We start from the raw sequence: 11,879 nt of genomic DNA on the forward strand, positions 1-11,879 counted from the left end.
CCTGGCTTGGTTATCCCTCTGGGGACGCGGGTTCGGCGTAGGGGTCCGGAATGTCCAAGCCCGCGAGGATCTCGCGCTCGAACGCTTCCATGGCCTCGGCCTCGGCGTCGTCCTGATGGTCGTATCCTAAGAGATGAAGCACCCCATGCGCCACCAGATGTTGCAAATGGTGCGCAAGCGGCTTGCCCTGCTCGATCGCTTCGCGTTGGCAGACGCCGAAAGCCAGGGCGATGTCGCCGATCTGGTCTTCCGGGTTGGGGGGCGAGGGGAAGGACAGGACGTTGGTCGCGTAGTTCTTCTGGCGGAAGTCGCGGTTCAGCGCCTGGACGCTGTCGTCGTCGGCCAGCAGGATGACGATGCCGTTGCCCTCGATGTCCTCGTGGGCGTCCAGCACCGCCTGGGCGGCGCGCCAGACCAGGGCCTCGACCTCGGGCTCGGCCTTGGTCCAGGCCTCGTCCTCGATCTCGATGTCTACCGTAATCATGAGTGCGCGATCGTCATCTAGCGCGTCGTCGTCTGCAGGGCGTCGGCGTCGTAGGCCTTGACGATCCGCTCGACCAGCGGGTGGCGCACCACGTCGGCCGAGGTGAAGCGCGACACCGCCACGCCCTCGACGCCTTCCAGGATCGACACCGCGTGGGCCAGGCCGGAATCGCGGGGGTTCAGCAGGTCGACCTGGGTCGGATCGCCGGTCACCACCATCCGCGCGCCCTCGCCCAGGCGGGTCAGGACCATCTTCATCTGCAGGCGCGAGCAGTTCTGGGCCTCGTCGACGATGACGAACGCGTGGGCCAGGGTGCGGCCGCGCATGAAGGCGATCGGGGCGACCTCGATCTCCAGCTTCTCGCGACGCCGGCGCAGCTGGTCGGCGCCCATGATGTCGGTCAGGGCCTCCCAGACCGGGGCCATGTAGGGATCGACCTTCTCGTTCAGGTCGCCCGGCAGGAAGCCGAGCTTCTCGCCGGCCTCGACGGCGGGGCGGGTGACGATCAGGCGATCGACCTCGCCGCGCAGCAGCATGCCCGCGCCCTGGGCCACGGCCAGGAAGGTCTTGCCGGTGCCGGCCGGTCCCAGGCCAAAGCACAGCGGATGGCTGGCCATGGCCTCCATGTACTTGGCCTGGCCCTTGGTCTTGGGCGAGACCGAGCCCTTGCGCACGGCGCGCGGCGAGGCCTGGCCGGCGGCGCTGTGGGCGTCGCCCACGGCCACCCGCACGTCGGCCTCGACCACCTCGTCGTCGGCGTCGGCCCGGTGGGCCAGGGCCTGGATCGCCCGCTTGGCGCTGGAACGCGCCTTGACGTCGCCGGTGATCGTCACCCCGCCGCCCGGGGTCTCGATGAGCACCTTGAAGGCGTCCTCGATCAGGGCGGCGTGACGGCCGTTCGGGCCGGAAACGGCGCGGACGGCGGTGTCGGACAGGGGCAGGAACTCAGGCGTACGGCTCAAGCGGGCTCCGGGAGAGGTTGGTTTTCGAGCACGCCGCCCAGGCTCATCTTGGCCGACGACTCGATGCGGACGGGAACGATCTGGCCCAGCAGGCTGTCAGGGCCCACCGCGTGCACCGCCTGAAGATAGGGACTGCGGCCGACGATTTGACCGGGGTTGCGGCCTTTTTTCTCGAACAGCACCGGCATGACCTTGCCGACCTGCAGCGCGTTGAACGCCTTCTGCTGCTCGTCCAGCAGGGCGTTGAGGCGATCCAGGCGCTCGGCCTTGACCGCGTCGTCCACCTGGCCGGGCATGGCCGAGGCCGGCGTGCCGGGGCGGCGCGAGTACTTGAACGAGAAGGCCGAGGCGAAGCCGACCTCGCGGACCAGCTCCAGGGTCTTCTCGAAATCGCCGTCGCGCTCGCCGGGGAAGCCGACGATGAAATCGCCGCTCATGGCGACGTCGGGCCGCGCGGCGCGGATCTTCTCGATCAGCCGCACATAGCTCTCGGCCGTGTGGTCGCGGTTCATGGCCTTGAGGATCTTGTCCGACCCGGCCTGCACCGGCAGGTGCAGATAGGGCATCAGCTCGGGCAGCTCGCCGTGCGCCTCGATCAGATCGTCGCCCATGTCGCGCGGGTGGCTCGTGGTGTAGCGGATGCGGTCCAGGCCCGGGATCTTGGCCAGCCGGCGAACCAGCTTGGCCAGGGTGTAGCCGCCGCCGTCATAGGCGTTGACGTTCTGGCCCAGCAGGGTGACCTCGCGCACGCCCTGGTCGGCCAGGCGCTTGGCCTCGTCCTCGATGGCTTCCGGCGGCCGCGACCACTCCCCGCCCCGGGTGTAGGGCACCACGCAGAAGGTGCAGAACTTGTCGCAGCCCTCCTGCACGGTCAGGAAGGCGGTGACGCCGTTGACCTGGCGCTCGGCCGGCAGGGCGTCGAACTTCTCGTCGGCGGCGAAGTCGGCGGAGAGGCGCTCGCCGGTCGCCCGGTGGGCGCGGGCGATCAGCTCGGGCAGCTGGTGATAGGCCTGGGGCCCGACGACGAGATCGACCGCCGGCTGGCGATGCATGATCTCCTTGCCCTCGGCCTGGGCCACGCAGCCGGCCACGGCGATGGTCATCTTGCCGCCGGCCTCGGCCTTGCGGTTCTTCATCTGCTTGATGTAGCCGAGCTCGGAATAGACCTTCTCGGTGGCCTTCTCGCGGATGTGGCAGGTGTTGAGCACCACCAGATCGGCGCCTTCCGCCTCTTCGACAACGCGATAGCCCAGCGGACGCAGGACATCGGCCATGCGCTCGCTGTCATAGACGTTCATCTGACAGCCGTAGGTCTTGATATAGAGGCGCTTTTGCGGGGTCTCGCTCATGCGGGCGTTATGAGCGCGAGGGGACGATCCTGCAAGGACGTGGGCGCCACACCCCTGCCCCCTCCGGGCCTTCGGCCCTCCTCCCCATAGGGGGAAGAGGACGCGCATTGTCCTCCGCCCCCTATGGGGGCGGACAGGCGGCGAAGCCGCCAGGTGGGGGCAAGTGCGAGGACTAGTCCTCCAGCGGAACGCCGTACAGCTCCAGCCGGTGGTCCACCAGCTTGTAGCCCAGCTTGCGGGCGATGGCGTTCTGCAGGGCCTCGATCTCCTCGTCCACGAACTCGACGACCTTGCCGGTCTTCATGTCGATCAGGTGGTCGTGGTGGTGATCGGGCGTCTCTTCGTAGCGCGAGCGGCCGTCACGGAAGTCGTGGCGCTCGATGATGCCGCTCTCCTCGAACAGGCGAACCGTCCGATAGACCGTGGCGATCGAGATGTGCGGGTCCACGGCGTGGGCGCGACGGTGCAGCTCCTCGACGTCCGGATGGTCGGTGGCCGCCGACAGCACGCGGGCGATGACCCGACGCTGGTCGGTCATGCGCATGCCCTTTTCGATGCAGAGCTTTTCGAGGCGATCCACGGCGGCGTCTCCGGAAAGATGAACCCAAACGACAGTCGGGGGCGAGATTCGCGGGCAAGATAGGGGCTCAGCCGCTAGCTGTTAAGCACCCGACGCATCACCACCGCGTCCTTGGCCCCATCGGGATGGGGATAATAGCCTTTTCTCAGGCCGACGCGCTCAAAACCGGTGGCCTCGTAGAGCTTTATCGCCGCCAGATTATCGGCCGCGACCTCCAGGAACATCTCGAAGGCGGCGGCCTCCCTGGCGATTCCGGCGGCCATCTCGACCAGGGCCGCGCCCCAGCCGCGACGGCGGGCGGCGGGATCGACCGCGACGGTCAGGATCTCGGCCTCGCCGGCGACCGCGCGGCACAGGATGAAGCCCTTTGCCTCCCCTGGGGCCTCCTCCGGATCGCCCGCCTCGCCCAGCACGGCGAAAGCGCCCGGGCCCTTGAGCAGGGTCTCGAACTCCTCGGCGGACCAGGGCCGGTCGAAGGCCCGGTCATGCAGGTCGGCCAGGGTGAAGCAGGCTTCCAGCCCGACGGGACGCAGGATCATGCGGCGGGCGCCACGGCATAGGGCGCGCGCAGATAGAGCGGCCGGGGCGAATGACTAGGGGCCGGTCTCGCGGCGGCCAGGCGGGCGACAGCGACCGGATCGGCATAGGCCGGGGTCAGCACGGCGGCGTCGGGCAGGACGTCGGCGATCAGCGGCGCGCCCGAGCCGACCAGGGTGGCCGGTCCGCCCGAATAGAGCTCGGCCAGGCGCGCGGCGGCGACCCCGACCTCCAGGGCGTCGGGAGCCATCAGGGCCTTTCCGCCGTCGAAGACCTGCAGATAGACCTGGCCCATCTTGGCGTCGAGCACGCCGGCCATGAGGCCCTTGGCCTCGAACGAAGCGGCCAAGGCCTCCAGGGTGTTGACCCCCACGCAGGGGATCGACAGGGCCGTGGCCAGGCCCTTGGCGAACGACAGCCCCACCCGCAGGCCGGTGAACGAGCCGGGACCGACCGTGACGGCGATGCGGGTCAGGTCGGCGAACTTCACCCCGGCCTCGGCCGCGACTTCACGGGCCAGGACGGCGATGCGCTCCTGGTGGCCGCGGGTCATCGGCTCGCTGCGGGCGGCGCGGACCGTGTCGCCGTCCAGGATCGCGACCGAGCTGGCGGCCAGGCAGGTGTCGATGGACAGGATCATTGGCTCGGAGCCCCGCCGCGCCAGAGGAACTCACGCAGGACGGCCTTCTCGCGCAGCACCGCTTCAGGCGGCATGGCGCCCTGGGTCCAACCTGGGACGCCGAACACGTAGCGCAGGACCGGCTCGCCGGGCTGGGTGCAGATCACGGCGTGGACGTCGCGGTCCTTGCCCATCCAGCAGCGCGGATAGTCCATGTCGGCGTCGGCCCATTTCATCATCAGGGTCTCGCCGCGCGGTCCCTTCGGCGTTCCGCCGGTGACGCGAACGTCGCCGACCGTGACCGTGCCGGGGTTGCCCTGGATCTCGATCACGCCGCCGTCCTGCTCGACGGTGATGATCGGCGTCGGTTCGCCCTCGCCCTGATGCAGGAAGGCGGACTTCACCTCGGCCTTTGGAAACCGGGGCTTGATGGCGTCCAGCGAGAACTCGGTCTGGGCCATGACCGGGCCGACCGAGAACTCGTCCAGGGTCAACGGGCCGCCCAGATAGGGCGTGAAGCGATCGACCCCGCCGTCGGCGGCCTGCCGCTCGGCCAGGACCGGCGCCGGCGAGGCGGCGGGCGCGCTCTTCGGCTTGTCGGCGGGGCCGCAGGCGGCCAGAGCCAGCAAAGGCCCGACCAGGATCAAGAAGCGGAACATCGGATCAGGCCGCGCCGACCGCCGCCTGCTCGGCCGGACGCCAGACGAATTCGTTGAGCTGGCCCTTGGCCTTCAGGACGTCGACCGGCGGCAGGCCGCCCTGGGTCCAGCCCGGCACGCCGAACACGTAGGACACGGTCGGGGCCTCGGGCCGCACGCAGACGGTCTGGTTGACGATGCGGCCCTCGCCGGCCCGGCACTGGGCGATGTCGAAGCCGAGATCGGCCCACTTTCCGAGCAAGGCTTCGCCCTTGGGGCCCTCGACCGGACCGCCGGCCAGGCGGATCTCGCCGATGCCGCCCTCGACGCCCTTGCCGATCTCCAGCAGCGGGACGTTGTCCTGTTCGACGGTGATGATCGGTCCGGGCGGGCCTTCGCCGACGTGGATGAAGGCGCTCTTGGCCACCGCCTTGGGGAACAGGGCCTTGATCGTCGCCAGGTCGAAGGCCGTCTCGCCGGTGATCGGCCCCACGCCGTCGGCGCGCACGCGCAGCGGCCCGCCGACATAGGGCGTCACCGCGATGGCGACCGGTCCGGACTTGGGGACTTCAGAACCCGAGGCGGCCGGCGGCGGCGCGGTGTCGGCTTGCTTGGCGGGGCCGCAGGCGGCGAGCAGCAGCAGCGGGGCGGCGATCAGGGCGAGGCGCTCGGTCATGGGGCGCCTTTTAGCATGTGCATGCATGCACATGTCATCCCGGACGAGCGCGGAACGCGAAGACCCGGAATCGACCCGAAACGCCGCGCTCCAGGTCGGTCCCGGATAGCGGCTGCGCCGCTTCCGGGATGACAGACTATTTTCAGACGATCTGCGCGGCTTCCTCGAAGTCCAGGCGCGGATTGCGCGGGAACAGGTTCTCTTCGGTGCCATAGCCGATCGAGGCGATGAAGTTGGACTTGATGTTGGCGCCCGCGAAGAACGCGGCGTCGACGCCGGCGTTGTCGAAGCCCGACATCGGGCCGACGTCCAGGCCCAGGGCCCGGGCGGCGAGGATGAAATAACCGCCCTGCAGCGAGCTGTTGCGCAGCGCGCCGACCTCCTTGGCCACGGGGTCGCCAAACCAGTGCTTGGCGCCGGGAGCGTTGGGGAACAGGCGGTCCAGGGTCTCGGGGAAATCCAGGTCGTAGCCGACGATCACCGTGACCGGGGCCTTGAGAATCTTCGGGCCGTTCGAGCCCGACGACAGCGCCGCCAGCTTGGCCTTGGCCTCGGGGCTCTGCACGAACACGAAACGCGCCGGAGTGGTGTTGGCGGCGGTCGGGCCGAACTTCACCAGGTCGTACAGCTCGCGCAGGACCGCTTCCGGGATGGGCTGGTCGCTCCAGCCGTTGCGCGTGCGCGCCTCTGTGAACAGCTGATTGAGCGCGGCGGTTTCAAGCTTGGCCATGAACGATCCTCAAGGGCGATATCAGTAACTCTTGTAGTTACAGTATCCACTCGGCCGAACGCTCGCAAGATCGTCCCGGCGAAGTTTTTCTGGGAGCGCTTAAAGCGTCTGCTCGACCCGGGTCACCTCGGGCACATAGTGCTTGAGCATGTTCTCGACCCCGGCCTTCAGCGTGGCCGAGGACGACGGGCAGCCCGAGCAGGCGCCGCGCATGTGCAGCCAGACCACGCCGGTGGCCGGCTCGAACTTGGAGAACACGATGTCGCCGCCGTCCTGGGCCACGGCCGGGCGGATGCGGGTGTCGAGGAGGTCCTTGATCTCGGCGACGATCTGCGAGGTTTCGTCGTCGTAGACGCCGTCTTCGTCGTGGCCGCTCCCCTCGTTGTTCCCTGGGGTCGCGTCCAGCAGCAGGGGTCGGCCGCTGGTGAAGTGGTCCATGATGGCGGCCAGGATCGGCGCCTTCAGGTGCGGCCACTCCGCGCCCTCGGCCTTGGTCACCGTGAGAAAGTCCGGGCCGAAGAACACGCGATTGACGTCGCCCAGCCGGAACAGGGCTTCGGCGAGGGGCGAGGCGTCGCCCTCCTCGGCCGTCTTGAACTCCCGCGCGCTCCCCAAAGGATTATTGGCGCCCAGCACTTCGCGGCCGGGCAGGAACTTCAGGACCTCGGGGTTGGGCGTGGTTTCGGTCTGGATGAACATGCCGGAGAAATGGACCCGCCGACCCTCTCAGGCAAGAGGCTGGCTGCCGCTTGCGTCATCGTGACAAACGAACCGCGTTATGGCTCCATCGTCGAAACAGTTGTTTCACGGGAGGTCGCCATGAGCGACGGAGCCATCGATCTCACCAGCGACGCCCAAAGGGACGCTGCGAGGGCCAAGGCCTACGCCATGCCCCTGGACGAAATCGACGTCGCCGATCCCGCCCTGTTCCAGGCCGACGCCCACTGGCCCTATTTCGAGCGGCTGCGGGCCGAGGATCCGGTGCACTACTGCGCCGAGAGCGAGCACGGGCCGTATTGGTCGATCACCCGCTACAACGACATCATGACCGTCGACACCACCCACCAGGTGTTCTCGTCGGACTCCAGCTTCGGCGGCATCACGATCCGGAACTTCGACGAGGACTTCGTCCTGCCGATGTTCATCGCCATGGACCCGCCCAAGCACGACATCCAGCGCAAGACGGTCAGCCCGATCGTCTCGCCGGTGAACCTGGCGCTGCTGGAGGGCACGATCCGCGAGCGGGTCGGCGGCATTCTCGACGACCTGCCGATCGGCGAGACCTTCGACTGGGTCGACAAGGTGTCGATCGAGCTGACCACCCAGATGCTGGCCACCCTGTTCGACTTTCCCTGGGAGGAGCGCCGCAAGCTGACCCGCTGGTCCGACGTCACCACCGCGGTGCCGGGCGCCGGCATCGTCGACAGCGAGGACCAGCGCCGGGCCGAGCTTCTGGAATGCCTGGCCTACTTCACCGAGCTGTGGAACCAGCGCGTGAACGCTGCCGAGCCGGGCGCCGACCTGATCTCGATGCTGGCCCACGGCGAGGCGACGCGGAACATGCCGCCGTTCGAATATCTGGGGAACATCCTGCTGCTGATCGTCGGCGGCAACGACACCACCCGCAACTCGATCACCGGCGGCCTGCTGGCCCTGAGCCAGAACCCCGCTGAAGAGGCCAAGCTGCGGGCCGACCCGTCGCTGATCCCCAACATGGTCTCCGAGATCATCCGCTGGCAGACCCCGCTGGCCTACATGCGCCGCACGGCGATCGAGGACTTCGAGCTGTCGGGCAAGACCATCAGGAAGGGCGACAAGGTGGTGATGTGGTACGTCTCGGGCAACCGCGACGACACCGTCATCGACAACCCCAACGCCTTCCTGATCGACCGCCCCCAGGCCCGCCGCCACCTGTCGTTCGGCTTCGGCATCCACCGCTGCGTCGGCAACCGCCTGGCCGAGCTGCAGCTGAAGATCATCTGGGAAGAAATCCTCAAGCGCTTCCCGAAGATCGAGGTGATGGGCGAGCCCAAGCGCGTCTATTCCAGCTTCGTGAAGGGCTATGAGAGTCTGCCGGTGCGGATTCCGAGCCGGCTCTGAGGGGTCTTAGGCCCCCCAGAACCCCACCAGCTTCTTCACCTCGGCCACCGTCGGCGCGGCGACCTCGCTCGCCCGCTCGGCGCCGGCCTTGAGGATGCGGTCGATCTCGGTCGGGTCGGCCAGGAAGCGGCGCATGGTCTCGCCGACCGGGGCCAGCTTCTCGACCGACAGCTCGGCCAGGGCCGGCTTGAAGGTCCCGAAGCCCTTGCCGGCGTACTCGGCCAGCACCTCGGCCTTGGTCCGGCCCGACAGCGCCGCGAAGATGCCGACCAGGTTGTCGGCCTCGGGACGGGCGGTCAGTTCCTCCAGGGTCTCGGGCAGCGGTTCCGGGTCGGTGCGGGCCTTCTTGATCTTGCCCGCGATGGCGTCGGCGTCGTCGGTCAGGTTGATGCGGCTGTAATCCGACGGGTCGGACTTGCTCATCTTGGCCGAGCCGTCGCGCAGGCTCATCACCCGGGCGCCGGGCCCCTGGATCAACGGCTCGGGCTGCGGGAAATAGGCCGGGACGCCGTAGTCGTGGTTGAACTTGCCGGCGATGTCGCGGGTCAGCTCCAGGTGCTGCTTCTGGTCCTCGCCCACCGGCACGTGGGTGGCCTTGTAGACCAGGATGTCGGCGGCCTGCAGCACCGGATAGGTGTAGAGACCGACGCTCGAGCGCTCCTTGTGCTTGCCGCTCTTCTCCTTGAACTGGGTCATGCGGTCCAGCCAGCCGAGGCGGGCCGTGCACTGGAAGATCCAGGCCAGTTCGGAATGCTCGCGCACCGCCGACTGCGGGAAGATCGTCGCCTTGGCCGGGTCGAGGCCGGCGGCCAGGTAGGCGGCGGTGATCTCGCGGGTCTGCTGGGCCAGCAGGGCCGGGTCCTGCCAGACGGTGATGGCGTGCAGGTCGGCCACGAAGATGAAGGTGTCCATCTCGTGCTGCAGCTTGGCGAACTTCACCAGGGCGCCGAGGTAGTTGCCCAGGTGCAGGGCGCCGGACGGCTGGACGCCGGAGAGCACGCGGGTCGGGCCCGCATAGGGGACGGGGGTGTGGTCGGTCATGGCTTCAGCCTTGGATATCGAAAGCGGTATGGCGGACGCGTGAAAACGCGAGCCGCGTGCAGGACGCGGCGGAACGGATCAGAGGAAGCTGCGCCATCGCGGCGCGGAAGAACCGATCGAAGCCATGGCTGTTCGTTACCGGGCGCGGCGTTGAAGGGCAAGGCGCCAGGTTTTCGCGCGTGGTCGTTCTTGGGCCGAAAACCTCGTCCTTCGACAAGCTCAGGATGAGGTTTCCTAATGCACCGATGCTGAAAATAGCCCTCATCCTGAGCTTGTCGAAGGACGAGGGCGGCTCCTCGGCGCCAAATGCCGCGCTCCTACGCCTTGCCCCGCTTGAGCACGCCCTTCAGTTCCGACGGCGTCACCCCGCCGAACAGGAAGACCAGCGGCGGATAAAGCGCTCCGCCGACCAGCACGGTCAGCAGCAGAGCAAATTCCTTGGCGCCGATCACGTGGCCCTTCAGGCCCATGGCCTCCAGCGGCGCCTCGATCAGCGGCCGCCAGTGCGAGGCCGCCGCCAGGGCCAGGCCCATGGCGACGCTGGCCGCCAGAATCCGCGCCACCCGAGACCAGGTCTGGAACGAGGGATTGTAGTGGCCCTTGCGCGACAGGCCCCAGGCCATCTGGCCGACATTGATCCACGAGGAGACGGCGGTGGCGGCGGCGATGCCCTTCACCCCCACCAGGTTGAACAGCAGGATTCCCAGGCCGATGTTCATCGCCACCGAGATCAGGGCGAAACGCATCGGGCTCTTGGTGTCGCCCCGCGCGAAGAAGGCTCGCGAATACAGCTGCTGCAGCACGAAGGCCGGGGTGCCCAGGCCGTAGAAGAACAGGGCCGAGGCGGTCTGGCTGGCGTCGAAGCTGGTGAACTCGCCCCGGGTGTAGAGGGCGTCCGACAGGAAGCCCGGCATGGCCACCAGGGCCGCGGCGGCCGGGATGGTCAGGGCCATGGCCAGGGTGATGGCCTGGTCCATGGCGCTCTGGGCGTCGTCGCCGTCGCCGGTGTTCACGGCCCGCGACAGGCGCGGCAGCAGGGCCACGCCGATCGCGACCCCCACCAGGCCCAGCGGCAGCTGGTACAGGCGGTCGGCGGTGGCCAGCCACGAACGGCCGCCGGGCACATGGCTGGCCAGGTTGCCGGAGATGAAGATGTTGACCTGAGTGGCGCTGGCCGCCAGGGCGCCGGGGATGGCCTTGCCGATCAGGGCGCGGACCTCGGGCGTCAGGCGCGGCAGCCGCCAGTGGACCTTGGCGCCGGACTTGTTGACGCCCCAGATCAGCAGGGCGGCTTGCGCGACGCCGGCCACGACCACGCCGGCCGAACCCCAGACCGCCGCGTCCACGGCGGTCGTCTGCGGCAGGATGAAGATCAGGGTGGCGATGTTCAGCAGGATCGGCGCCCCGGCCGACAGCACGAAGCGGTCGCGGGCGTTCAGCACCCCCGACAGGTGGGCGACGATGGCCATGCACGGCAGGTAGGGCATGGTGATCTGGGTCAGCAGCACCGCCAGCTTGTACTTCTCGGTGCCCCAGCCGAAGCCCGGGCTGATCAGCATCATCAGCCAGGGCATGGCCAGCTGGCAGACGATGGTGATGATCAGGGTCGAGGCCGCCAGGGTGGCCATGGCGTCGCCGGCCAGGACGTCGGCCTTCTCCTCGCCGTCGATCTGCAGCGACTTGGCGTAGGCCGGCACGAAGGCCGCGGCGAACGCGCCCTCGGCGAAGAACCGGCGGAACAGGTTCGGGAAGGCGAGCGCCGCGTTGTAGGCGTCGGCCGCCGGGGTGGCGCTGGCCCCCATCCGGTACGAGACCGCCAGGTCGCGGGCGAAACCCATGAACCGGCTGACCAGGGTCAGGCCGGAATAGATCATCGACGACTTCAGCAGCCCGCCGGGCTTCTTGGCGGGGGCCGGATCGGTCGGGGCTTGTTCGGGGGGCGCGATGTCGGACACGCATGGCTTCTGGGGGCTGGGCGAAGGGCCGTCAAGCGAGGGGGCTCGACAGGGCGGAGGATTTTCGGTGCAGGACTTCGGAGACCTCAGTCCCTCCCCCCGTGGGGGAGGCGATCGCGCAGCGATCGGTGGGGGGAGGTTTAGGATCGTCGATCGTTGATCCGGCCATCTGCCGATCACTCCCCCTCCGTCGGCTGCGCCGACACCT

Annotated in this window: 13 protein-coding genes; 1 reads left to right on the forward strand and 12 read right to left on the reverse strand. The window is 68.6% G+C overall.

The window, feature by feature from the left end; genetic code table 11:
- Positions 1-10 precede the first annotated feature (10 nt).
- The 10 genes from ybeY to AC1DYP_RS21305 form a co-directional block, all read right to left on the reverse strand.
- Complete coding sequence (gene ybeY / locus AC1DYP_RS21260) at positions 11-469, reverse strand: rRNA maturation RNase YbeY (protein ID WP_477048021.1); 459 nt, start codon at positions 467-469, stop codon at positions 11-13.
- Between the two features lie 32 nt (positions 470-501).
- On the reverse strand, positions 502-1,446 hold the full coding sequence (locus AC1DYP_RS21265; RefSeq protein ID WP_477034383.1) for a PhoH family protein: 945 nt from the start codon (positions 1,444-1,446) through the stop codon (positions 502-504).
- Positions 1,443-2,795, reverse strand: a complete 1,353-nt coding sequence (gene miaB / locus AC1DYP_RS21270) for a tRNA (N6-isopentenyl adenosine(37)-C2)-methylthiotransferase MiaB (RefSeq protein ID WP_477048012.1) — start codon at positions 2,793-2,795, stop codon at positions 1,443-1,445. Before miaB ends, AC1DYP_RS21265 begins: the two co-directional genes overlap by 4 nt.
- Positions 2,796-2,967: 172 nt before the next feature.
- Positions 2,968-3,375, reverse strand: coding sequence for a Fur family transcriptional regulator (locus AC1DYP_RS21275; RefSeq protein ID WP_477034385.1), 408 nt, complete (start codon positions 3,373-3,375; stop codon positions 2,968-2,970).
- A gap of 74 nt (positions 3,376-3,449) precedes the next feature.
- Positions 3,450-3,914, reverse strand: a complete 465-nt coding sequence (locus AC1DYP_RS21280; RefSeq protein WP_477048013.1) for a GNAT family N-acetyltransferase — start codon at positions 3,912-3,914, stop codon at positions 3,450-3,452.
- Positions 3,911-4,552: a tRNA (adenosine(37)-N6)-threonylcarbamoyltransferase complex dimerization subunit type 1 TsaB gene (gene tsaB, locus AC1DYP_RS21285; RefSeq protein WP_477048014.1), complete on the reverse strand. Its 642-nt coding sequence runs from the start codon at positions 4,550-4,552 to the stop codon at positions 3,911-3,913. The genes AC1DYP_RS21280 and tsaB overlap by 4 nt, the downstream gene beginning before the upstream one ends.
- On the reverse strand, positions 4,549-5,190 hold the full coding sequence (locus AC1DYP_RS21290; protein WP_477048015.1) for a DUF1131 domain-containing protein: 642 nt from the start codon (positions 5,188-5,190) through the stop codon (positions 4,549-4,551). Before AC1DYP_RS21290 ends, tsaB begins: the two co-directional genes overlap by 4 nt.
- A gap of 4 nt (positions 5,191-5,194) precedes the next feature.
- On the reverse strand, positions 5,195-5,845 hold the full coding sequence (locus AC1DYP_RS21295) for a DUF1131 family protein (protein WP_477048016.1): 651 nt from the start codon (positions 5,843-5,845) through the stop codon (positions 5,195-5,197).
- A gap of 142 nt (positions 5,846-5,987) precedes the next feature.
- Positions 5,988-6,575, reverse strand: a complete 588-nt coding sequence (locus tag AC1DYP_RS21300) for a malonic semialdehyde reductase (RefSeq protein ID WP_477034390.1) — start codon at positions 6,573-6,575, stop codon at positions 5,988-5,990.
- A 99-nt stretch (positions 6,576-6,674) separates the two neighbouring features.
- Positions 6,675-7,274 carry a NifU family protein gene (locus tag AC1DYP_RS21305; protein ID WP_477048017.1) on the reverse strand — a complete coding sequence of 200 codons (600 nt, stop codon included), beginning with the start codon at positions 7,272-7,274 and terminating at the stop codon, positions 6,675-6,677.
- Between the two features lie 120 nt (positions 7,275-7,394).
- Between AC1DYP_RS21305 and AC1DYP_RS21310 the strand changes: the two genes are divergently transcribed.
- Complete coding sequence (locus AC1DYP_RS21310; RefSeq protein ID WP_477048018.1) at positions 7,395-8,675, forward strand: cytochrome P450; 1,281 nt, start codon at positions 7,395-7,397, stop codon at positions 8,673-8,675.
- Positions 8,676-8,681: 6 nt separating this feature from the next.
- On the opposite strand, the gene trpS is transcribed toward AC1DYP_RS21310, so the two are convergent.
- Both trpS and murJ read right to left on the reverse strand, forming a co-directional pair.
- The gene (trpS, locus tag AC1DYP_RS21315; protein WP_477048019.1) at positions 8,682-9,716 is read right to left on the reverse strand and encodes a tryptophan--tRNA ligase; all 1,035 of its coding nucleotides are present in this window, start codon (positions 9,714-9,716) and stop codon (positions 8,682-8,684) included.
- Positions 9,717-10,033: 317 nt separating this feature from the next.
- Entirely contained in the window at positions 10,034-11,671 is a 1,638-nt protein-coding gene (gene murJ / locus AC1DYP_RS21320; RefSeq protein ID WP_477048020.1) for a murein biosynthesis integral membrane protein MurJ, read from the reverse strand.
- Positions 11,672-11,879 lie beyond the last annotated feature (208 nt).

Source organism: Caulobacter sp. P1_D6 (assembly GCF_056406095.1).

Coding starts and splice junctions, on each gene's coding strand:
- miaB (WP_477048012.1), bottom strand. CDS start 2,795: ATGAGCGAGACCCCGCAAAAGCGCCTCTATATCAAGACCTACGGCTGT.
- AC1DYP_RS21280 (WP_477048013.1), bottom strand. CDS start 3,914: ATGATCCTGCGTCCCGTCGGGCTGGAAGCCTGCTTCACCCTGGCCGAC.
- AC1DYP_RS21290 (WP_477048015.1), bottom strand. CDS start 5,190: ATGTTCCGCTTCTTGATCCTGGTCGGGCCTTTGCTGGCTCTGGCCGCC.
- tsaB (WP_477048014.1), bottom strand. CDS start 4,552: ATGATCCTGTCCATCGACACCTGCCTGGCCGCCAGCTCGGTCGCGATC.
- trpS (WP_477048019.1), bottom strand. CDS start 9,716: ATGACCGACCACACCCCCGTCCCCTATGCGGGCCCGACCCGCGTGCTC.
- AC1DYP_RS21310 (WP_477048018.1), top strand. CDS start 7,395: ATGAGCGACGGAGCCATCGATCTCACCAGCGACGCCCAAAGGGACGCT.
- AC1DYP_RS21295 (WP_477048016.1), bottom strand. CDS start 5,845: ATGACCGAGCGCCTCGCCCTGATCGCCGCCCCGCTGCTGCTGCTCGCC.
- AC1DYP_RS21305 (WP_477048017.1), bottom strand. CDS start 7,274: ATGTTCATCCAGACCGAAACCACGCCCAACCCCGAGGTCCTGAAGTTC.
- AC1DYP_RS21300 (WP_477034390.1), bottom strand. CDS start 6,575: ATGGCCAAGCTTGAAACCGCCGCGCTCAATCAGCTGTTCACAGAGGCG.